The sequence below is a fragment of the Halorussus marinus genome (assembly GCF_004521895.1).
Taxonomy (GTDB): domain Archaea; phylum Halobacteriota; class Halobacteria; order Halobacteriales; family Haladaptataceae; genus Halorussus; species Halorussus marinus.
Window position 1 is genome coordinate 38,227 of record NZ_SBIR01000004.1, and the last position, 22,083, is coordinate 60,309.

The following is a 22,083-nucleotide window of genomic DNA, read 5'->3' on the forward strand; positions in this document are numbered from 1 at the left end:
AGGTCGATCCCCGAGGGTGGAAAAGACTACTATGAGGGGTTCGTTCGTGAATGTATCTCACCGGTCGGCGGCGCCGAGCGCGGTCCCGAACGTTGAACTGCCCGAGCCTCGAAGCCGGGACGTGCTTCCCGACATCGAGTACATCGAGTGGATCGCCGGCCGCCCGGAGGCGGCCGACCACGACCTCGGCTCCAGCGACCTCCGGCGGACGCCCGACGACCGGTCGGCGGTGATTCCGGCGGACCTGACCGAACGCCCCGATCCGCCCGCGGACCGCAGTCTCGAAGCCCAGCTGGCCGACGAGTACGGCGTCGAGCCCGAGAACGTGCTCGTGACGGCGGGCGCGACCCAGGCGAACGCGCTCGCGTCCTCGGCCGCGCTCCGGATCGCCGCCGACGACGAGACGCCCGACGAGGAGGCGGACGCGTCGGCCCACCGCGTACTGGTCGAGAAACCCGGCTACGAGCCCCTGCTCGCGACGCCACGGGGGTTCGGCGCGACCGTCGATCGGTTCCGCCGGCCCGCCGAGGCGGGCTACCCGCTCGACGCCGAGCGCGTCGGGGCGGCGGTCCGCGAGAACACCGCGCTGGTCGTCGCCACCAACCGCCACAACCCCAGCGGGCGACGGGCCGACCGCCAGACGCTGGCCGACGTCGCGGGGGCCGTCGAAGACGAGGGCGTCTCCCTGTTGGTCGACGAGGTGTACGCCCCGTTCGACGACCGTGCGGGCGAGGGCCCGTTCGGCGGCCCCTCGGCGGTCGGCCTGCCGAACACGGTCGTCACGAACTCGCTGACCAAGTTCCTCGGCTTCGGTGGACTGCGGATCGGGTGGCTCGTCGCCGACAGGCAGTTCGTCGAGGCGGCCCGGTCGGCGAGCCGCCACGTCCACGCCGTCGCGGAGCCGAGTCGGCAGTTGGCCCGGCGGGCGCTGGCGAGCGCCGACGAACTGGCCGCCGACGCACGCGAGCGCGTCCGGACCAACCGCGAGGCGCTGGTCGAGTTCCTCGACGCGCGCGAGGATCTCTCGGGAACCGTCGAACCCGGCTGTTCGTACGCCTTCCTCGAACACGCGGCGGCCGACGGCGACGCCGTCGTCGACGCCGCGTGGGATCGGGGGGTGCTGGTGGTCCCGGGGCGGTTCTTCGACGTCGACGAACGGTTTAGACTCAGCGTGGCGGGCGAGCCCGCGGCCGTCCGGGCCGGGCTCGACGCCCTCGGGACCGCGCTGGACGACCTGCCGACCGCCTGATTCGGCGACGAGTCCGCCCCGCCGTCTACCAAAAGTTAAGACCCACCCACACAATCCGTCTCTACATGGACGGAACACCGCAGGAGATAACCACGCTGGTCGGTCGGGAGGTGTACTCCAACAACGGCGTCTTCGTCGGGGAGATCGAAGACGTCCGTCTGGACGTGAACGGCAACACCGTGACCGGACTCGCCGTGGGCGAACTCAACCGCGAACTGTTCTCGGACGTCGTCGGACGCCGAAACGGCGTGATGATACCCTACCGGTGGGTACGGGCGGTCGGCGACGTGGTGCTGATCAACGACATCATCGAGCGACTCCAGCGCCCCGAGGCCGACGAGCAAGAGGCGGCGGTCTGAGCCCGCCCGGAGCGGAGTCCGCTCGACCGTGGGACCAGTTCGCAAGCCACCCCAACGTTTCTGTCGGCCGGCCGAGTAGAGCGCCCATGACGAGCCAGTCACCCGTCGACGGTGACGTGTCGGACGCCGCGGTGGGAGGCATGGTACGGGCGATCGAGCCCGACTGGACCGTCGAGTCCGTCGACCGGAGCGACCACGGAACCGATTTCGTCGCGACCCTCGGAGTCAGATCGCCCGACGGGTCCCGCCTCGTCGTCCTGAAGGCGACGACCGCCGATTTCGTCCCGCCGGAGATCGCCCGGTCGGAGCCCCGACTGCTCGAACTGATCGGGCGGACGACCGAGATTCCGGTTTCGTCGGTTGTCGGCTACCGCGACCGCCACGGGGAGTATCCGGCGCCGTTTTACCTCGCAGACCACGTCGGCGGCGACAACTTCGAAGGGCGACCGGGAGAGCTCTCGGCCGGCGCCCGCGAGCGAGTCGTCCGCGAGGCGGGCCGGAATCTCGCCGAACTCCACGACCTCGGCCCCCTGCCGGCGGTCGGCCGGGTCGGCGTCCGGGACGGCGAACTCGCCGTCCTCGACGCCGACGCCCACCCGCGATACGCCGACTTCCGCGAGTGGCTGGTCGACGACTGCGAGGAGGCCCTCGACGGCATCGCCGACGGCGGGTGGTACCCCGACCGGGCCGACGAGCCCGGGCGGTTTGCGGACCTCGTCCCCGACCTCCGCGAGCGCGTCCGTGAGCTAATCTCCGGGCTCCCGGCGCCCGAGGCGCCGACCTACTGCCACTGGGACTACCGCTACGGGAACCTGCTCGTCGATCCCGAGACGGGCGCGACCCGGGCGGTGCTCGACTGGGCGAACCTCCTGTCGGGCGATCCGGCCTACAACCTCGCGACGGCGGAATCGCACTTGCTGAGGCCCGAAGACGACGGCGAGCGCCGGACCGCGGCGCTCCGGGCGGCCTTCCGGCGGGCCTACGCCGACCGTCGCGACGGGTGGGCCTTCGACGCGGCCGTCGAGGAGCGGATCGACGCCTACCGGCTCGCGTGCCGGATCGACGCGATGGCCTGCCTCCCGCTGTGGCACGAGGACGCCACCCCGACCGAACGCGACGAGCGCGCGGCCGAACACAGGGCCTTCGTCTCGCGGTATTTGTGAGTCGGCGGTGGTCGGGAGCCCCGACCGATCGCCGTGCCAGTTTTGTCGGAGCACTCCGAAGCGCCGGTATGACCAGCGACCCGACTCCCGAAGCCGACGAGGACGGCGCGCCCGAGACGACTCGCGTCGCCGAGATGACCTGGCGCGAGATCGAGACGGCGCTCGAACGCACCACCACGCTGTTGGTGCCGGTGGGAAGCACCGAACAGCACGGCACCCACATGCCCCTCGGCGTCGACGTGTTCATGCCCGAGGCCATCGGCGAACTGATCGCCGAGCGCAGTCCCGCACTGCTGGCGCCGCCGATCTGGTACGGCGTCAGCCCCCACCACACGTTCAAACCCGGGACGTTCACGGTCTCGACCGAGACCTTCCAGCGGTACGTCTTCGACGTCTGTGCGTCGGCCGCCGACTGGGGGATCGAGAACGTCCTGTTGCTCAACGGCCACTACCTCGCACAGGACCCCGAGCTGGAGGTCGTGGTCCGCGAACTCCGGACCGAGCGCGACGTCGAAGCGTTCCACGTTCCGCTCGTCAACCTCTTTGGGGATGTCGCCGAGGAGATCCGGACCGGCGACGTCTCCTTTCACGCCTCGGAGTTCGAGACGAGCATCATGCTCGACCTGTTTCCCGAGCTGGTCGACATGGACGCCGCGGAGGCGGTCGAACCGCCCGAGGAATCGCTGGCCCTGACCGACTACGACGCGCTCGGGGACAACGAGGTCGGGTGGGCGCTCACCGCGGCGGACATGGCCGAACTCACGCCTGCGGGCAACATCGGCGACCCGACCGTCGCCACCGAGGAGAAGGGCGAGGCGCTCGTGGAGGCGGCGGTCGCGGGCGTCTGCGAACTGGTCGACGAACTCGAATCCGGGGAGTGAGCGCCGGGGGTTCGCCCGCCCTAGCTCCCGTTGCTCCCCTCGCCGCTCTCGACGCCCATCGCGTCGAACAGCTTTCGCTTGACCGCCTCCTCGGTCAGCCCGAGCAGGGTGTCGCGGTTGTCGTCGGTGGTCTCGATGCCGGTGAAGATGCCCAGCGGAATCTCGACGCTGGCCTGCGTCGAGTGACCGGCGGCCTCGCCGATCTCGCTGAACGCGTCCTGGAGCACCTTCCCGATGTTCATCCGGATGTCTTTCGACCGGGCCGCGAGGTAGATGGTGTCGTCGGCGATCCCGAAGACGGCCGTCGTCGTGATGCCTTCCAGATTCAGCAGGTGGGAGGCCGCCTGCGTGAGCGCGTCCCGATCGCGGATGAACCCCGCGTTGCTCACGAGGTGGCTCCCCTGGACCTCGCGGTTGGTGATGGCCTCCGCGAGCACGTCGAGGGTCTCTGGGGACATCGACGGCGACTCGACCTGTTCGAGGGTGTCGTGGTTCGCGAACGGGTAGAGGAAGGCGGCGGCGGTCAGGTCGGCCGGGGTGGTGTCGCGTTTGAAGTCGAGGGTCTCGGCGCGGATGCCGTACAACAGCGCGGTCGCGACCTCCTCGGAGACGTTGATGTCGAACTCCTGAACGTACTTCGTGAGGATGGTGGAGGTCGCGCTCACGCTCGGGCGGATGTCGACGAACTCCGCCTCGTAGGCCTCGTCGGGCTCGAAGTGGTCGATGAAGATGTCGACCGGCCGGTCGAAGGTGGCCTCGGTCGCCTTGGCGTGGTCGACGAGCGCGATAGTGTCGTACTCGTCGACGTCGACCTCGTCGTACGAGAGCAACTCGATGCCGAGCAGGTTGACGAACGCGCGGTTCTCCTGGTGGCCGATGTCGCCGATGTAGAGGATGTCGGCGCCGACGCCGAGGCTGTCGGCGATCGCCTGGAGCGCGACCGCGCTCGCGATCGAATCGGGGTCGGGGTTGTCGTGGGTGACGATGGCGAGCCGGTCGCCGGCGTCTTCGATGACCGACGCGAGCTGGTCGGCCTTGTACTCGAGCTCGCCGGTTTCGAGCGCCCGGAGCGCGGAGTCGGCGATCACCGTCGAGGGGTTGATGACCACGTCGGCACCGAGTTCGGTGAGCTCGTCCTCCGAGACGGGGTCGCTGGCCCGGACTACCACGAACTGGTCGCCGTCGTTCTCCCGGATGTTCCGGACCGCCGCCTTGTTGGCCTCGACGTCCGACGAGAGGATCAAGACCACCTCGTTGTCCGAGATGGTTTCGTAGATGTCGTCCTCGCGGATGTCGGCGGTGCGAGCGTTCAGGTCCTGATCGCGCAGGGCTTCGACGCGGTCCTCGTCGCGGTCGATGATGAGAACGTCTTTGCCCTGTTCGACGAGCTCCTCGGCAACCGCGTGTCCGACGCTCCCACACCCCAGAATAGCGTAATCGGACATCGAGGAGATAGTGATCCCGGCGCTCATGTTACTGACCGGTAGCCTCGGACCACACTTAACAGTCCCGAACTATAGGGCCGAGCGACGTATCGGCCACCTATTTACGATCCAATTCTTGGTAATGAAAGGGCCGCCGGTACCGATTCGTAGCGTCTCCGTCGCGGAGTTTCGGTTCGAATCGAAAGGGGTAACAGGCCGAGAAAACGGAAACGTATTTACGTCCGACGCGGCAAGTCGTGAATGCGTTGGGCCGGTAGCTCAGTTAGGCAGAGCGTCTGACTCTTAATCAGACGGTCGCGTGTTCAAATCGCGCCCGGCCCGTGTTCTGAGGGTCTACCACCTCACGAGCCGGCGCCATCGCGTTCGACGCCGCGTCGCCGGGGAGTAATCCGACGAGCGCCGCTTGCGTCCCTGCTCACCTGTGGGCGAAATCGACCCCCCTCACCGAACGCGATCGACAGTTGCCCGGATATATTCGGGTCGTCAAATTTGTGACTGGCTCTCGCACCCCGCGTATGACCTTCTCTATCTGCGTCGGCGAACAGCGAGACCGCGGCCCGATCTTCGGCGTCGGCGTCGCCACCGACGCCCCCGCGGTCGGCGCGCTGGCCCCGCACGTCGGCCGCGACGGCGTCATCAGCACGCAGAGCTTCGTCAACGTCCGACTCGGCAGGCGCGGCGTCGAACTGCTCGGCGATATGCCGATCGACCACGCGGTAGAGGGGCTCCTCGCGGCGGACGACCACAGCCAGAACCGACAGGTCCACGGGCTCGATGCGCGAGGCAACGCCTTTGCCTTCTCGGGGGACAACTGCGACGGCTGGTTCGGTCATCGAGTCCGCGAGGACGAGGGCATCACGGCGGCGGGTAACATGTTGACCGGCCCGGAGACCCTCGACGCCGCGATCTCGGGGTACGAGGAGTCGGCCGACGACCGCGAGGACGTCGTCGCCGGACTGATCGACGCTCTCGCGGCCGGAAAGGCCGGCGGCGGCGACGAGCGGGGCCACTCCTCGGCCGCCGTGCTGGTGACGGCTCCACGGACCGAGGCGTATCACGACCTCCGGGTCGACTACCACGACGAGCCGGTCGCGGAGCTCCGTCGCGTCTACGACGCCGCGAAAGCGGCCAGCGATGGGTTCAGCGAGGACTCGAAGGGACGGATCTTCGACTGAGGGCGACCCCGGCCGCCGGTCGCGACCGCCGGCGAGACTACCACTCGGTCCCGCCGGGCGCGTCGGGGTCGTACCGGTGACACGCGACGAGTCGATCGCCCGTCTCGACGTCGCGGGGGACCTGTTGGTCGCACGGCGATCGAAAGGCGTCAGTCACGGCCTGCTCGGCCCGCTCGTGGTCCCCGGCGGCGAGCGCGTCGGCGGCCGATCGGACCGCGTCGGCCGGTTTCGACGGCAGGTCGGCCGGGTCGCCGGGGAGCGCCTGCGCCACGAGGTACGCGCTCACGTTCTCCTCGGTCGGGTCCCGGTCCTCGGACTCTAACCGCGTCCGGGCCGCGTCCGGGTCGAGTTCGCCGTCGAGCACCCGATTTCGGAACGTGAACGCCGCCCGGAACTGCGCCTGAGTGCCCCGCCAGTCCGAAGACGGTATCACCGCCGGACAGCGCGTGTGGAACCGACACCCGGACGGCGGATCGAGCGGCGACGGGACCGTCCCTTCGAGGATGATGCGGTTCGGACGGTCGTCCGGGTCGATCCGGGGCACCGCCGAGAGCAGCGACTCGGTGTAGGGGTGGTCGGGGTCCTCGAAGAGGGTCGCGGCCGGCGCGGTCTCTACGATCTTCCCGAGATACATCACCGCCACTCGGTCGGCGATGTGACGGACTACGCTCAGGTCGTGCGTGATGAAAAGCAGCGACAGCCCGAGGTCGGCCTGGAGTTCTTCGAGCAGATTGAGGATCTGGGCCTGCACCGAGACGTCGAGCGCCGAGACGGGCTCGTCGGCCACCAGCACGTCAGGTTCGACCGCCAGCGCCCGCGCGACCGCGATCCGCTGTTGTTGCCCGCCCGAGAACTGGCGCGGATAGCGGTCTACGTGGGCGGGCTTGAGACCGACGCGTTCGAGCAGTTCTTTCGCTCGCGCGAGCCGATCGTCGTCGCTCGCTCCGATGTCGTGGACTTCGAGCGGGGCTGTCAGAATTTCCCCGACGGTCTGTCTGGGGTTGAGCGACGCGAGCGGGTCCTGAAACACGACCTGCATCTCGCGCCGATACGGCCGCATCTCCCGGCCGGTGAGCCCCGCGATGTCGTCGCCGCGGTACCGGACCGACCCTGCGGTCGGTCGGTGGAGATTGAGGACGGTCTGGGCCAGCGTCGACTTCCCGCACCCCGACTCGCCGACGACCGCCAGCGTCTCGCCCTCCCGGAGAGTCAGGTCGACGCCGTCGACCGCTTTCACCGTTCCGGTGTGGCCGACGAGCCTGTCGAGGACGCCCTGGGACTGGTCGAAGTACTTTTTGAGGCCGGAGACCGATAGGACGGGGTCGCTCTCTGTGCTCGACTCGCCGCTGGTTTCGGTGGTCTGGGCCGTCATAGTCGGTCCTCCTCGGGGCCGCGCCGGAGGCAGGCCGCCTCGTGGTCCGGTCGCGAGTCGCGGCCCCGATCGGAGCCACCGTCCGCGGGCGCGAGCACTCGTCCGACCGGCCGAAACTCCGGGTGTATCTCGTAACACTCCGGCCGGGCTTCCGGACACCGCGGCGCGAAGTGGCAGGCGTACGGGATGTCCACGAGTTCGGGGACGGTCCCCCCGATCGGTTCGAGTCGGTCGCGGGGATCGTCGATTCGGGGCGTGCTCGCGATGAGCCCCTGCGTGTAGGGGTGTCGGGGGTTCCCGAACAGCTCCGCCGCCGGCGCGCGCTCGACGATCTCGCCGGCGTACATCACGCTCACCCGATCGCAGACCTCCGCGACCACGCCGAGGTCGTGCGTGATGATGAGGATCGACGCGTCGAAGGCGTCCTTGAGGTCCCGGAGCTCGTCGAGAATCTGAGCCTGGATGGTCACGTCGAGCGCCGTGGTCGGCTCGTCGGCGATCAGCAGCGACGGGTTGTTCGCCAGCGCCATCGCGATCATCGCGCGCTGGCGCATCCCGCCTGAGAACTCGTGGGGGAAGTCCTCGGCCCGGCTCTCGGGCTCGGGGATCTCGACCGCTTCCAGCATTTCGATGGCGCGTCGCCACGCCTCGCCGTTCTTCGCGACCCCCAGAATCTTGCGCTTGACCTCGGCCGGCAGGCGGACCGACTCGCCGACGTCCTGGTGGAGTCGTACCGCCTCGGCGATCTGCTCGCCGACGGTCAGGGTCGGGTTCAGGCTGTTCATCGGGTCCTGAAACACCATCGAGATGGTGCCGCCCCGGATCTCTCGGAGTTCGGCCTCGAACTTGTCGAGCAGCGACTCGCCGTGGAGTCGCACGTCGCCGCCGACGATCTCTCCGGGCTCCTCGACGATTCCGACGACGCTCTCTGCGAAGACGGTCTTGCCCGACCCCGACTCGCCGACCAACCCGACGATCTCCCCGGACTCGATCGTGAGGTCGACGTCGTTTACGGCCTCGACGACCCCGCGCTGGGTCGGGAACTGGGTCCGGAGGCCTTCGACCGACAACAGCGTCATTAGTCGTCGACCCCCGCTTCGCTGACGTCGAAGATGTCTCGGAGTCCGTCCCCGAGCATGTTGAACGCGAGGACGGTGACCATGATCGCCAGTCCGGGCATGACGCTGATCCACCACGCCTGATCGATGAACTGCCGGCCGTCCGACAGCAACAGCCCCCACGTCGGCGTCGTGGGCGTGACTCCGAGGCCCAGAAACGAGAGGCCCGCTTCCGCGAGGATGGCGAGCGGGATCATCAAGGTCCCCTGGAAGATGAGGGGCGCGACCGCGTTCGGCAGGATCTCGCGGACCATGATGCGGCGGTCGCCCATCCCCACCGCCCGGGCGGCCATGACGTACTCCTCTTCGCGGATCAAGAGGACTTCCCCCCGGACCAGCCGCGCGAAGTCGTCGATGTACGCGATCCCGATCGCGATGACGACGTTGAGCACGCCGAGGCCCCCGGTCACGGCGATGATGCCGACCGCGAGGATCAGTTCGGGGAACGCCCACTGGAAGTCGACGTACCGCATCAGGACGCTGTCGATCCCCCCGCCGTGGAACCCCGCGAGCAGGCCGATCGTCGTCCCGATCGAGAACGCCACCGCGACCGTGGCGAGCGCCACCATCAGCGAGACGCGCGCCGAAGACGATCCGCGAGAGCACGTCGTGGCCGAACGAGTCGGTCCCGAGAGGGTGCCAGACACGCTCGGTCGCGCCGTCGCCGTCGAAGTCGCCCTCCGAGTGGCTGTCCGGCGGTTGCATGAAGGTGTAGGTCGCCTCGGGGTCGTACGGCGCGGCCATCGGCGCGAAGACGGCCGCGAACACGAAGACCAACACCACCCCGGCCCCGAACAGCGCCATCTTGTCGGCCAGCAGACCGTCTTTGAGCCGTTCGAGCGTCGACTTGTGCTCCTCGACGTACTCCTCGTTGTCGCGGTACTCCGGGGGCACGCTCGCCGGTTCGGGATCGGAGCCGACACCCGAGTCGGTCGTCCCGCCGTCCGATCGCGTTCGCCCGTCGAAATCGGGGCTGGCCGTCCAGCCGTCCCCGGAGCCCTCGCGGGCGTCGTTCGGACCGGTCACGCGCTCTCACCCCCGTAGCCGATTCGCGGGTCGATGACGGTGTAGGTCAGGTCGACGAGCAGATTCGTCGTCACCATCACGCCAGCGACCACGAGGATGACCGCCTGCGTGACCGGGTAGTTCCGGTCGAGGATCGAGTCGACGAGCAGTTGGCCGAGCCCCTGGATCCCGAAGACGATCTCGACGGTGACGTTCCCGACGAGCACGAGCGCCAGCTGGATGCCCGCGACGGTCACGACCTGGCGGTGGATCGACTCACGCCGCTCGACGTGCCCCGGGTCCTCGTCGCGCTCACGTTCGACAGCGACCGGTGGGACAGCATCGCTCAGCGGCTGACCGACATGGGGATCCACTTCCGTACCGGAACGACGATCACGGCTGGATGGGAGCGCTGGACGCTGTACCTCCAAGACTCCGACTACCTCGGCGAGATCATCGCGTCGCTGGAAGAGGGCGACAACGACGTCGAACTCGTCCGGGACGTGTCGCTGGGAGCGGTCGACGGCGCCGAACAGATCCAGCTCTCGACCGTCCTCGACGAACTCACGGACCGCCAACGCGAGGTGCTGGCGACCGCCATCGGGTCGGGCTACTACCAGCACAAACGCGAGACCACCATCGAGAACATCGCCGACGACGTTGGAATCGCGCCGACGACCGGGTGGAAACACCTGACCCGCGCGGAGGCGAAAGTGATGGCGGAGTTGGGCGAGCACGTATCGCCGCCGGTAAGCGCCGGATCCGAGACGGAGTGACTCGCCGCGGCCCCGTCCGCGGGTCAGGCCGCCTGCGGGGCGGCCTGCGACACGGAGGCGTCCGAGATCACGATCCGGACCCCGTCGGTGTAGTCGGTGTCGATCGTCGAGTTCCAACCGTGGACCCGCGCGATCGTCTTCAGATTCGGCAGGGTCATCCCGGCCTCCGAGTCGGGGACCGCGCCGCCGTACTCCATGAACTCCTCGGCGGTGGCGTCGCCGGGCGGGTCGCCGTCGTCGGTGACGGCGAACCCGTCCTCGCGGAGCGAGACCGTCACCTCGTCGGCGTCGTTGTGCGCCGCGAACGTGAACGCGTTTCGCAACAGCGCCGCCAGTCGGCCGGCGTCGGCCTCGATCTCGCCCTCTCCGTCGACCGACAGCGAGAGGTCCTCGGCCTCGACGCGGTTCCACGCGGTCGAGACCGCCGCGTCGAGATCGACCCACTGGGTGCGCTCGACCGTCTGACCGTGTCTCGCGAGCGCCGAGAGGTCCTCGACGATGTTCTCCATCCGGTCGCCGGCCGACGACGCCGACCGGAGCGACTCGCGGGCGGCCGAGACGTCGCCGTCGTCGAGCGACCGGCTCGCGATCGACACCTGTCCCGCGACGATCTGGAGGGTGTTGAGCAGTTCGTGTCTGATCGCGGCCGCAAAGCCCTCGAGCTGTTCGTTCTGGCGGTCGAGGTCCCGGCGCTGGCGCTCGGTCTCGGTCACGTCGGTGAACACGACGAGCTGGCCGATGTCGGCCTGCCCGAGCGAGAAGGCGGTGTCGCTGACGAGGTAGTACCGGGTTCCGTCCTCGCTGTCGCATTCGAGAATCGGCTCCTCGTCGCCGAGCACCGCCGAGATCCCCGGAAGCGCGGTCGAGATCGGGTCCTCGCGGTGGTCGGACAGCTCAGGGAAGATTTCGAGGGCGGACCCGTTGAAGTCCCGGATGTGGCCGTCAGTGTCGAGATAGACGACCGCGTCGTCGACACCGTCGGTGAGCTGGATCGCGAGGAATCGCTCCTCGAAGAGGTAGAGCACGCCGATCGCGAACACCGCGACGCCGATCGGCTCGTAGTTGATGTCGAGGAGGATCGGCGTCGCGGCCCCGACGACGTCGAAGACGACCGGGAGGCCGGTGAGGGCCGCCACCCCGCCGAGCCCTCGGGTGTCGTAGTCGACTTCGAGGAACATCTCCAGCAGCATGAAGAACCCGACCGCGACCAGCGCGTACGACAGTCCGGAGACGATCCAGTGGAGGGTGCCGTGAGACACCGCGAGGTGGGTGAACGGAGCGTCGACGACTTCGGTAGTGAAGTAGAGTTGGTGGATCGGGTTGGTCGCTTTCACCGCCACGATCGAGAGATACGCCGCGAGCGCGCCGCGTCGGTACGCGGACTTGCGGTGGAACATCCGGTCGGTGTACGCCGAACAGAAGTACAGCCATCCCCCGACCGTCGCGAGACCGACGGTGAGGCTCAGGAGATAGGAGAGATACATCAGGTCCGGCGTCGGCGCGACGAGAGTTCCGACCTGAAACGCCGCCCAGCCGCCGGTGGTGGCGAACAGCCAGGTGAGCCCTCGCCTCGTCTCGGGGTCTTCGACCTTGCGGGCGCGCAGGACGCTCACCCCGCACGCTACCGCGGCAGTTCCGAACGCGAGCGCGTAGACGAGAAGGGGCCCCGAGATATTCGAAATCGCCATCTGTCGACGGTCTTAGGACTAAGCATACTTAAATTATCGTACGGCGGAGAGTGTTTCGACCGACGGGTGCGGTCGGTCTCACGACCGGGTCCGCCGGACGTACCGCGCCAGCGCGTCGATCGCGTCCTCGACCGACCGTCGCTCGGTGTCGAGTGTCAGATCCGGGTCGCGGGGCACCTCGAAGTCGGCATGCATCGCGTGGACGCCCCGGCGATCGATCGAGTCCTCGCGGTTTCGGTTTCGCTTCAGGCAAGTCTCCAGACTCGCCGCGACCGACACCAGATGGGCGTCGGGGAGGGTTCGGAACCGCTCGCGTGTCGCCCGGTCGTAGAAGGTGCCGTCGAGGAGCCAGTCGGCGCTCTGATGGGCGCTCACCCGATCGTACAGCCGATCGTAGGTGTTCCACGAGAAGTCCTCGGAGTGGACAAGTTCGAAGTCGCCGTCGTCGAGTCGGTCGAACAGTCCGGTCGCGATCGTGGTCTTGCCCGCGCCCGGCGGCCCGCAGACGATGAGGATCACGGGCGGACCGAGGGGTCCGACGCCGAAAACGCTTCGCTCCTCGACGGGAGTTCGGCCGCGCTCTCAGACCGCGTCGCCTCGGAGGTCGCTCACTCGCCCGGGCTGTAGTTGGGCGCCTCGTCGGTGATCATCACGTCGTGGGGGTGGCTCTCCTGTTGGCCGGCCGCCGAGACGCGAACGAACTCCGAGCGCTCTTTGAACTCCGGGATCGTCGCCGCGCCGACGTAGCCCATCCCGGACTGCATCCCGCCGACGAGTTGGTGGAGTTCGCTCTCCAGACTCCCCTTGTAGGGCTTTGCGGCCTCGACGCCCTCGGGGACGTACTCGTCGTCGTCCTCGGGCTCGTCTTTGAGATAGCGGTCGCCGTCGCCCGACGCCATCGCGCCGACCGACCCCATGCCCCTGTACTGCTTGTACTTTTTACCGTCGATGGTGATGACTCGCCCCGGCGCCTCGTCGGTGCCCGCGAAGTACGAGCCGAGCATGACCGCGTCGGCGCCGGCGGCGATCGCCTTGATCGCGTCCCCGGAGTACCGGATGCCGCCGTCGGCGATCACCGGCACGTCGCGGCCGGCGGCGACGTCCGCGACCTCGGCGACCGCGGTGATCTGGGGCATCCCCGCGCCCGAGACGACTCGGGTCGTGCAGATCGAGCCCGGGCCGATCCCGACCTTGAGCCCGTCGGCGAAGTCGACGATCTCCTCGGCGGCCTCGCGGGTGCCGATGTTGCCGACGACCACGTCGGCCTCGACCTCGGCTTTGATCTCGCGGGCGCCGTCGATGACGTTGCGGTTGTGCGCGTGCGCACAGTCGATGAACAGCACGTCGGCGTCGGCCTCGTCGACCGCGACCGCGCGGTCGGTCTCGAACGGGCCGACGGCGACGCCACACCGGAGCCGACCCGTCTCGTCGCGGGCGGCGTTGCCGTACTCCCGGCGCTGGAGGATGCCCTGCATCGTGACCAGCCCGAGCAGTCGGTTTTCCTCGTCGACGACCGGGACGCGCTCGATCTTGTGTTCGTACATCAGTTCGAGCGCCTCGCGGGCGGTCACGTCCTCGCCGGCGGTGATGACCTCGTCGGTCATCGCCTCGCGGACCTCGTCGGACTCGCCGACCTCCAGATACGGGCGGATGTCCGTCCCGGAGATGATCCCCAGCACCTCGTCGTCCTCGTCGACGACGGGGGCGCCGGAGACACCCTCGGACTCCATCATCCGATCGACCGCCCGGACGGTCTGGTCGGGGCTGGCGGTCACGACGTCGCGGATGATGAGCTCGTCGGCGCGCTTGACGCGCTCGACTTCGGCGACGACCTCGTCGACGTCCATGTTCCGGTGGAGCACGCCGAGTCCGCCGTGGCGGGCCATCGCGATCGCGAGTTCGCTCCGGGTCACCGTGTCCATCGCCGCCGAGAGGACCGGCACTTCGAGCTCGACGTTCGTCGAGACCTTCGTGCTCACGTCGGCGTCGTCGGGTTCGACGCGGCTCTCTTTCGGTCGGAGTAACACGTCGTCGAACGTCAGTGCCTCGGGGACGCGCAGCTTGTCGGTGTACTGCCCTTCGGGGTGAGAATCTCTCGCCATATAAGCCGAACGCACCCCCGACTCAAAAACGTTGCGAGATGCTGTCCCTTCGGCGGGTTCTCACTCCGAGATTGTACATGAATATGAATTGACTTTGAAAAACATGGGGTACTTCTACTCTAAGTTATTATCGTAGAAATAAATGCGGCCGGAACTTCGATTGTTCAATTAGATCGGGGGTAAATCTACAGTATTGTTTCGCCTGAGGTTCACTCTCACGCAACTTTTATGCTCAAAACGCGATTCGGTAGAGGTATGGACTCTGCCAGTCCCACTGCACCGTGCATTGCCGGTCAGACGAGTTCCGACTCCGGCGCTCCATTTAAATGGACATGCACGTCGATTTTTACACTGGTAGGGAACCTTCTCGCGGGACGACGGCGGACTGACGCCCGAGACCTCCGCCCCAGATACCGCGACCACCACTCGGCCGATGGTTACGGCCACCCCAGCTAGCGGGTCATGAGTAGTTCACAGCACCCGGTCGCACTTCGCCTGGAGCGGCAGGTAGGTGGCGCGACGAAACTGCTCGCCACCGTCATGGGTCTCCCGCTGTTAGACGGCATCTTCCCGGCGCTGGTGCTTGCGGGGGGCGTCGACACCGTCACCGGCGTCCTGCAGGTCGGGCTCCTCGTCTTCGGCGGGAGCGCCACGGTCGCGGTCATCCTCGCCGAGATGGACGGCACGCCTCGCGAGCAGGCCGGAATCGTCCTGACGGTCGGCGTCGGGGTCATCGCGCTCGCGGCCCTCGAAGCCGCGTTCGCGCCGACCATCGAGAGCGTGCTCGACACCGAGACGTTCAAGCGCTTCGCCGCGCTGGTCATGCTGGCGATCGCCGCGAAGACCGCGAGTTCCCGCATCGGAGAGTATCTGCCCGGACCCGGCGTCATCGTCGGTCTCGGGATGATCGCGACCTTCGAACCGTCCGGGTTCGAGGTGGGGATCGTGAACTACGGACTCATCCTCCGGGCCACGGGCGCGGCCGCGACCGGGGTCGGGTTCGCGCTGTTGGTCGCGTTGACCTCGCCGTGGCTCCGCGGCGTGGTCGACATCGACCGCTTCCGGTTCGGGAGCGCGGTCGCGCTGGGCGTGCTGCCGCTGAGCCTGCTCGGCCTCGCGCCCGGCAACGCCCCGCTGGCAGTGCTCGGAGTCACCACGCTGCTCGCGTTCGACCCGGGCGATGCCAGCGAGGACGATGACACCGACGACGTCGTCGACGGGACGGTCACCGAGACCGAAGCGGCGGGGGCGACCGACGACTCCGGGGTGGCCGGCGGTGGCGCCGGCGCGCTCGCGACCGACGGCGCGGGCGACTCGCCGTCCGACGAGCCCTCCTACGGCTACCCCGGCGAGGCCGACGACACCCGCGAACCGTGGCTGTGACCCGGACGGGAAAGCTTACCCCGCCGGACCGAGTTGCATCGCGTATGCCAGACAACCGCGTCGTGCAGGGCCGGATGGTTACGCCGAACTCCCTCGCCGAGTTGATCGAGGATGAGGACGTAATGGACGCCGAAGCCATCGAAGCCGCCGACCGCGAGTGTCCGGAGTGTGGCGGCGACGTGCTCGAAGTCGGCTACATGCCCAGCGTGACCGCGTTCGTCACCGGGTGGAAGTGTCAGGGTTGTGACTGGTCGGACACCGACCGCGAGTAAGCAATCGAAACCCCTTTAATGCGGATGGACCAACGAATGCCTGCGGGGTCGTGGCCAAGTCAGGGATGGCGACTGACTCCAGAGGCTACGCGCCCGGGACGAAACTCCAGCTGATATACCGAGCGGTCGACTGATCATCGACTGCGTTGACGACCCTCTGGAGTTCCGAGGCGCACCGGAGATATCAGTCGATCGGGGGTTCAAATCCCTCCGACCCCATACCATATATTAACCTTTCTTAGCATTGCTGATAAGTTCCTGTTAGTTGGGGAATATTTCATCGAGGCGCTCCTTCATTGTGAACAAGCCACGGTTCGGTCTGCAAACCATACCGGGGTCCGACTCACGACCACGGCTAGTCCGTCTCGAACTGGTTTCGATGAAGAAAGTCGGAAAAGGTCCGTAGCAGAATCACAGCCGGTGGTAACGGCCTCGTCTCATGGGCGTTATGCGGCCGATTTCGTGAGTTCGTTCCTCAACGACCGGAAGCCATTGCCGAGAGGTTGCCTGCCTTCTTCTTTCTGTAAAGGACCATATCGATTACTTACTACTAGCTGGATTCGAGAAGAAGTAGAAAAGAACCAGCTTGGTTCACTCCGTAATCGTCTACGAGTGTTGAGGTGGTGGGTCAGATGAGTCGTCGTCCACAGTTGAGCCGGCAGGTTCCGGCGACAGCCGTAACTGACTTCGATGACTGGTGTGAGCGAGAAGGACACGTAAACGGCGGCGATAAGGGCCGAAACGCAGAGCAGGCAATCCTTGAGTATCTCCCACCACGATATCGACCGGAACGTTTCCGTGACGATCTGGATGAACTCGAAGCTGACTTGCGTGCTGATTTAGATGAGGTGGGACTCCTGACTGACGGTTCTTCATTGAACGGGAATCACACCTCCACCAGTAGTGAAACGGTCAAGCTCACGTATCGGGTTGCCGAGGATGTACAGGATGCACTCGAACAATACGTCTACGATCAAGAGGGAAAGGTTCGAGGCGTGATCGGTGAATACGTAGCAGTCGCATTGGACGAATACCGGGATGGTGGCCAAGCAGCCCGTGTTCGCCGCTACTACGAACAGTTGCAGGATGGCGTAGACATGGTTTCTGAAGATCGGGTTGGTGCTGTCGTTGAACAGTTGAAGAAGACTGACGATCGTGATTACTACAATATCAAGACAATTAGAGAAGTTGTCGATAGGGTACTAGATGTGCATTCTGAGGACGTTCGAAATGACTTCGCAGATCGTGTTATCGAACGTCTCGGCTTCGTGTCCGTAGAGACGAGTGATGGAGTATATGCAACACCGGAACGAGCAGAAGAACTGGTTCAAAATCAGGAGATAGACTCTAGCCTTGATTGGTATTTGATGGACAAGGAAGATCGCGTGGAATATCTCAGAGATGCAGTTCGGGCTCGATCAAAGGTGTCTGCGGCTGGTGTTGACTATAATCAGGTTCGAGATAATGTCTTTGAGGAAAAACCAAGTAACGATTACTGTTATGAACTGATGGAATTGGCCGGAGAGGCCCCTAACTTCAAATACGGGGCCCACAACGGGAGGCTGATGCTTCGCTATACCGGGACGAACGGAGCGTTAGAAGCAAGACCAGACGAAGAGTGGATTGATGAAGCGGTGAAGCACGTCCATGAGTTCTGCAGTGACGCCAATATATCTCCTAACCAGATTGATCAACCACTTCTCGATAATCGGATCGTGCGCTCAAAATTCCCTAACCAGTACGACGACGTCACAGGTCCGAGCCGTCAGGCTATGAATGCAGTAACTGATGACGATCGACAGCGTGTTCTGGAGAAATTTTCCAATGGCGATTTCGATGGCCAACCGGAAGAGAACGCTATTAAAACGGAGACTGACCAAATCACTAGACCGATAGAAACGATTACAGATGGAGGGGAAGAATTAAACTCAGAATGATGTTTATTGGCCGGTAGTGTTCGCTGTTTCTCTCTGTAAAAGAAGATAGTTCAGAAGAGGGGCGAATAACATGAACGTTTGGTGGATAATTACCGCCACATTCGAACAGTACACCTCGAAGCAAGAGTGTGTCGTTAATAGTTTTCCTAGGTTCTAAGATGGTACGTTCGAACTGTACAAGCACCGTCACGCTCACATGTGATGGTCGGGCGGGGTAAGTGATATGAGAGAGTGAGCGTGCTCTACAAAGTGTTCCCCAGTAACGTGGAAGCGAGGCGGCCGTAGTGGACTTCTCCCTCCGCGCCGGTCATCACATGTGTTGTATGGTTCATCGGCTTGCTCGTCCACCACGCCTCCACAGCGGATCTTGGATCTCCCTATAGGTACAGAGTGTTCAGCACCGCTCCACGGCACTCCACTCGATTCGGCGCAGTGTCAGCGTCGGTGTTGATAAGCTGGTCAGCGGCCTCGCGTTGGACGGCACGGGAGAGATTTTCCGGAGTCATGATGTACTCGTAGGCGACTCATGTGAGGGGAAGACCGACAGATACGGTAACCCACGCCTCCGTTATAGAACACACAGGAATTTTACCCCCTGACTGTGTCGGCACGCATATACTCACATGCCGGACACTCCACCAAAGGGAATCAAATCCGTTCTATCCGACTTTATTGCGGATCTCAACGGTCGTCTTGACAGTACCCACGACGTTGAAGACACGCTCGCAGGGAACAAATCCCTCACCAGTGCCGACGTCGGCCAACGCCCTGAAACGTTCACTGAAAACCACCTGATCTACGAACTCCTCACCGAACTCGGGTTAGAACACGAAGAACAACCGTACGGTGAAGCCGGTGACCGTGTCGTCTGGCCTGATTTCGCACTTACCGGTCTCTCTGTTGATGTAATCGGGGAGAACAAACCCGTCAACAACGTCGAAGAAGCCGAATCAGAAATTAAAGACTACCTGGACCGGAAATCCATCGACGCCGACTACGGCATCATCACCGACGGCATCGAATGGGTGATTTACAAAATCGAATTAGGCGGTGACATCACCGAATACCCCGAGGTCGCACGCATCAACCTTCGCCCGGCGATCGTTGAACTCGCCCGTGACGCAGGTGTTCTCGCCAGTGCTGCCGTGTCCGAACCCGCTGACGTAGACGAGATCCTCACCAAATTCGAAGACACGTTCGCGCTTGAGAACCTTGAACCGTTCCTCGCGGACACTGCACCGCGAGAAATTCGGGACGAACGGAAGCGTGACGTGGAAGAATTCTTCGAACTATACATCGAATTACTGTTCGGGGAATCCGACGAGTACGGCTACGACACGTCACTAATGGACGATATTCGGGCCCCGGACGGAGCAACGGAACGCGACGAACGGTTGTTCGCAATCACGTTGATGAACCGGTTACTGTTCATCAAATTCTTGGAAACCCGCGGTGTGCTTAACGACGGGTTCCTGCGCGACAGGGTTTCTGAATACGAATCACATCAAACCCAGTTCGCCGGGAACCTGTACGAATCGCAGATCAAACCGTTATTCTACAAGCTGCTGAACGTCCCGAAGCCCGAACGCGACCCGAAATACCGTGACGAGGATGCATGGTTCACCGACGTTGAGTACCTGAACGGCGGGTTATTCCGCGGGAACGTGGACCGGGAATACGAGTACACTGTCGTTGACCGAATTCTCCCGACGATCATCTCCGATTTGATTGAAGGGAGTGAGTTAGAGTTGAACGGTGGCGGGTTCGACCCTCGCGTGCTCGGGAGTGTGTTCGAGAAAACGATTAACCACATCGAGCAGGAACGAACGCAGAAAGATATCGGCGCGTACTACACACCGAACGACGTTACAGACCTGGTGAACCGGCGTGCAGTGGACCCGAAAATCAAATCGGTGCTCACCAACACGTTCGTTGACGCAGCTGCAAGCGACGACGACGAAGCCGAATTCCTCCGATCGAACATGGAGGAGAAAGACTTGTCGGAGATTCTCCGCCGCATCGAGAACGGCGAAGGGATGTACGGGACACCAGAAGCGATTGAAGCGTCGTTGAACGCGTTAACCGAGTTAACGCTACTTGACCCGGCTGCGGGTCCGGGCACTTCCTCACGAGCGGCATGGACGAGATTTACCGGGCGCAGGAATCGTTAATGCGTGGCCTGAACCGCGGTGATGACCCGGAACCAGAGGAAAAGTACGAAACGAAGCGTGACTTGGCGCTCCACACCGTGTACGGCGTGGACGTTGACCCGGTCGCAGTTGAGATAGCGAAACTCCGCATCTGGCTTAAAATCGTTGAAGGGAACAGTTGGGAACCGGAATTCGGGAAACTCCCGAACATCGACGTGAACATCAGCGATGGGAACTCCCTCGTTGGACTCCCGATCAAAGGACTCGTTGAGTCGATGGGAATCTGGAATGAAGACGTTGAGGAGTACGCGAAGATGCGTGAACGGTACAAGTTCGAAGACGAAGGCGACCCGCGAGATATTGACGCGTTCTACCGCGAAGAGATCCAACCGCACGTTGACTCGTCGTTCCTTGAACGATTGAATCACACGGTGGAAACAGAGATTGAAACCGCGAGCGAATGGGACCGCGTCGTTGACGCGATCGACGAAGGTGCGTTGTATCCGGCAGTTGAGTCCATCCAGGTCCGCCGCGCCGATCGTGACGCGTTCACCGATGAAGACAAAGAATTGCTGGACGAGGTCGGGTTCAAACCGTACAAGAAATCCGGACGGATGGACGTTCAAGACGTTGAATCGGATTTAAAGCGCCGGGACATCGACGGGACGGTGAAGGAAGTACTCGGTGAGAAACTCCGCGAGGTGCTTGACCAAGAGTTCGAATTCACTGAGGTTCACCGGCAACCCCTCCGGATCGACATGGGCGACATACTCGGCCGCGCGTTCCACTGGCCGGTTGAATTCCCGGAAGTAGCGGAACAGGACGGAACGGAGTACAACATCCACTTCGACTTGATCCTCGGAAACCCGCCGTACGGGGATATTATGAGCGAATCGGAAGACGTGTTGACGGCGACGTACACGATGTCCGAGTCAGATATCGCTGCCCCGTTCGTGGAGAGACAGTTACAGCTGCTTACTGACGACGGGTCCTTTGGTAACGTCACAACCGCGAAACTCCTGTATAAAGCGCAGATGAGCGAGATGCAGGACGTGTGGAGGGATTACCTGGACACCACGCGCGTCGCCGCGTTTGGAAAACGACCATCGAAAGTGTTCTCCGGTGCCGAAGTACGCGTCAGCATCCTGTCCGGGCGGAAGGACAAGGAATCGGACGGGGATATTCGAACGAGCGAGTTCGTCCGATTCGACAACGAGAAAGACCGTGACCGGAGGTTCCAAAATACCCCTGACCGGCCGATTAACGGGTTTATCCTTCGGGAGGACGGGATTGACGGTGAAGAGAATCACATCGCAGTCCCGAAAATCGGGTTACAGGACATTGAGACGCTGCTACAAACACTGAAGGACCAGCCTGACGAGAATCTGATTCAGCACCGGGAGAAGGATTCTGACACTGGGCATGTGATTTGGCGGCGGCGTGGGATGGACTACTTCACGAACCCGATGCTGACCGAGTTATACGAGTCAACAGACAATTACCCGTTGTATTTCGAGGATGAGTTGGAGGCTCGTGCTGCGTTTCTCGGTGTTTCGTCGTCGATTTTCTACGTGTACTGGTGCGCGTACGGCGACATGTTCCACTTAAATCTCGGTGAGATACGCGCGTTCCCGTTGCCGTCGCGGGATGCGCTTGAGGAGCACCGTGACGAAATCATGGATATTTCTGATCGGTTGTGGGAGAAGATGCAGGGCGGGTTCAACCCGAGTAATGAAGAGTTCGAGAATTACGACCTGCAGAAACCGATCATCGAGGAAGCGGACGCAGTACTCGGTGAGATGTACGGGTTACCGGAACCGACGATCGAGTTCGTGCAGAACTACCATTCGGAGTACGGGCGGCACGGACCGGAAGACGAATCACTGGATTCGTACTGACGGATCCCCTCCTCCCGCTCGGGCGCATTATCACGCACGCAACCAAACGGTAGTGCTGCAGGGTATCTAAACCGGCTCACGTCGGCACGAACCTGGTGCGAGAGCGTGTA

18 protein-coding genes, 2 tRNA genes and 2 pseudogenes are annotated in these 22,083 nt (G+C 64.1%); 13 read left to right on the forward strand and 9 right to left on the reverse strand.

Going from position 1 to position 22,083, the window contains the following annotated elements:
- Nucleotides 1–121 precede the first annotated feature (121 nt).
- The 4 genes from EPL04_RS05960 (at nt 122) to EPL04_RS05975 (ending at nt 3,652) form a co-directional block, all read left to right on the forward strand.
- Entirely contained in the window at nt 122–1,249 is a 1,128-nt protein-coding gene (locus EPL04_RS05960; RefSeq protein WP_134670386.1) for a pyridoxal phosphate-dependent aminotransferase, read from the forward strand.
- Between the two features lie 65 nt (nt 1,250–1,314).
- Nucleotides 1,315–1,608, forward strand: a complete 294-nt coding sequence (locus EPL04_RS05965; RefSeq protein WP_134670388.1) for a PRC-barrel domain-containing protein — start codon at nt 1,315–1,317, stop codon at nt 1,606–1,608.
- Between the two features lie 86 nt (nt 1,609–1,694).
- The gene (locus EPL04_RS05970) at nt 1,695–2,771 is read left to right on the forward strand and encodes a phosphotransferase family protein (RefSeq protein ID WP_245154530.1); all 1,077 of its coding nucleotides are present in this window, start codon (nt 1,695–1,697) and stop codon (nt 2,769–2,771) included.
- Between the two features lie 68 nt (nt 2,772–2,839).
- Complete coding sequence (locus EPL04_RS05975) at nt 2,840–3,652, forward strand: creatininase family protein (protein WP_134670389.1); 813 nt, start codon at nt 2,840–2,842, stop codon at nt 3,650–3,652.
- Between the two features lie 20 nt (nt 3,653–3,672).
- Here EPL04_RS05975 and EPL04_RS05980 read toward each other — a convergent pair whose 3' ends face one another.
- Nucleotides 3,673–5,124: a DHH family phosphoesterase gene (locus EPL04_RS05980; RefSeq protein ID WP_134670391.1), complete on the reverse strand. Its 1,452-nt coding sequence runs from the start codon at nt 5,122–5,124 to the stop codon at nt 3,673–3,675.
- 220 nt (nt 5,125–5,344) lie between these two features.
- On the opposite strand from EPL04_RS05980, the gene EPL04_RS05985 reads away from it, so the two are divergent.
- Nucleotides 5,345–5,418 (forward strand) — tRNA-Lys (locus tag EPL04_RS05985).
- A gap of 194 nt (nt 5,419–5,612) precedes the next feature.
- Nucleotides 5,613–6,272: a DUF1028 domain-containing protein gene (locus EPL04_RS05990; protein ID WP_134670393.1), complete on the forward strand. Its 660-nt coding sequence runs from the start codon at nt 5,613–5,615 to the stop codon at nt 6,270–6,272.
- Nucleotides 6,273–6,309: 37 nt separating this feature from the next.
- Here the strand turns inward: EPL04_RS05990 and EPL04_RS05995 are convergent, their stop codons facing one another.
- The 5 genes and pseudogenes from EPL04_RS05995 to EPL04_RS06010 all read right to left on the reverse strand — a co-directional run.
- Entirely contained in the window at nt 6,310–7,644 is a 1,335-nt protein-coding gene (locus tag EPL04_RS05995; protein WP_134670395.1) for an ABC transporter ATP-binding protein, read from the reverse strand.
- Nucleotides 7,641–8,723, reverse strand: a complete 1,083-nt coding sequence (locus tag EPL04_RS06000) for an ABC transporter ATP-binding protein (protein ID WP_134670397.1) — start codon at nt 8,721–8,723, stop codon at nt 7,641–7,643. Before EPL04_RS06000 ends, EPL04_RS05995 begins: the two co-directional genes overlap by 4 nt.
- The gene (locus tag EPL04_RS19160; protein WP_245154531.1) at nt 8,723–9,331 is read right to left on the reverse strand and encodes an ABC transporter permease; all 609 of its coding nucleotides are present in this window, start codon (nt 9,329–9,331) and stop codon (nt 8,723–8,725) included. The genes EPL04_RS06000 and EPL04_RS19160 overlap by 1 nt, the downstream gene beginning before the upstream one ends.
- 184 nt (nt 9,332–9,515) lie before the next feature.
- Nucleotides 9,516–9,566: pseudogene (locus EPL04_RS19415) on the reverse strand (hypothetical protein); the annotation flags it as partial.
- Between the two features lie 218 nt (nt 9,567–9,784).
- A pseudogene (locus EPL04_RS06010) lies at nt 9,785–10,027 on the reverse strand (ABC transporter permease subunit); the annotation flags it as partial.
- Between the two features lie 6 nt (nt 10,028–10,033).
- Between EPL04_RS06010 and EPL04_RS06015 the strand changes: the two are divergent.
- The gene (locus tag EPL04_RS06015; RefSeq protein ID WP_245154533.1) at nt 10,034–10,543 is read left to right on the forward strand and encodes a helix-turn-helix domain-containing protein; all 510 of its coding nucleotides are present in this window, start codon (nt 10,034–10,036) and stop codon (nt 10,541–10,543) included.
- Nucleotides 10,544–10,566: 23 nt separating this feature from the next.
- Here the strand turns inward: EPL04_RS06015 and EPL04_RS06020 are convergent, their stop codons facing one another.
- The 3 genes from EPL04_RS06020 to guaB all read right to left on the reverse strand — a co-directional run bounded on the left by EPL04_RS06020 (nt 10,567) and on the right by guaB (nt 14,333).
- Nucleotides 10,567–12,231: a sensor histidine kinase gene (locus EPL04_RS06020; protein ID WP_134670401.1), complete on the reverse strand. Its 1,665-nt coding sequence runs from the start codon at nt 12,229–12,231 to the stop codon at nt 10,567–10,569.
- A 78-nt stretch (nt 12,232–12,309) separates the two neighbouring features.
- The gene (locus EPL04_RS06025; protein ID WP_134670403.1) at nt 12,310–12,750 is read right to left on the reverse strand and encodes an AAA family ATPase; all 441 of its coding nucleotides are present in this window, start codon (nt 12,748–12,750) and stop codon (nt 12,310–12,312) included.
- 89 nt (nt 12,751–12,839) lie between these two features.
- Nucleotides 12,840–14,333, reverse strand: a complete 1,494-nt coding sequence (gene guaB, locus EPL04_RS06030) for an IMP dehydrogenase (protein ID WP_134670405.1) — start codon at nt 14,331–14,333, stop codon at nt 12,840–12,842.
- A 462-nt stretch (nt 14,334–14,795) separates the two neighbouring features.
- Here guaB and EPL04_RS06035 point away from each other — a divergent pair, with 462 nt between their 5' ends.
- From EPL04_RS06035 to EPL04_RS19000, 6 genes are all read left to right on the forward strand, one after another.
- Complete coding sequence (locus EPL04_RS06035) at nt 14,796–15,716, forward strand: DUF5794 domain-containing protein (protein ID WP_134670407.1); 921 nt, start codon at nt 14,796–14,798, stop codon at nt 15,714–15,716.
- 44 nt (nt 15,717–15,760) lie between these two features.
- Nucleotides 15,761–15,988, forward strand: coding sequence for a DUF5795 family protein (locus tag EPL04_RS06040; RefSeq protein ID WP_134670409.1), 228 nt, complete (start codon nt 15,761–15,763; stop codon nt 15,986–15,988).
- Between the two features lie 44 nt (nt 15,989–16,032).
- Nucleotides 16,033–16,207 (forward strand) — tRNA-Trp (locus EPL04_RS18685).
- A gap of 413 nt (nt 16,208–16,620) precedes the next feature.
- Nucleotides 16,621–17,925 carry a hypothetical protein gene (locus EPL04_RS06045; RefSeq protein ID WP_134670411.1) on the forward strand — a complete coding sequence of 435 codons (1,305 nt, stop codon included), beginning with the start codon at nt 16,621–16,623 and terminating at the stop codon, nt 17,923–17,925.
- A 623-nt stretch (nt 17,926–18,548) separates the two neighbouring features.
- Nucleotides 18,549–20,096, forward strand: coding sequence for a type IIL restriction-modification enzyme MmeI (locus tag EPL04_RS18995; RefSeq protein ID WP_209019580.1), 1,548 nt, complete (start codon nt 18,549–18,551; stop codon nt 20,094–20,096).
- The gene (locus EPL04_RS19000; RefSeq protein ID WP_209019581.1) at nt 20,063–21,973 is read left to right on the forward strand and encodes an Eco57I restriction-modification methylase domain-containing protein; all 1,911 of its coding nucleotides are present in this window, start codon (nt 20,063–20,065) and stop codon (nt 21,971–21,973) included. Before EPL04_RS18995 ends, EPL04_RS19000 begins: the two co-directional genes overlap by 34 nt.
- Nucleotides 21,974–22,083: the final 110 nt, after the last annotated feature.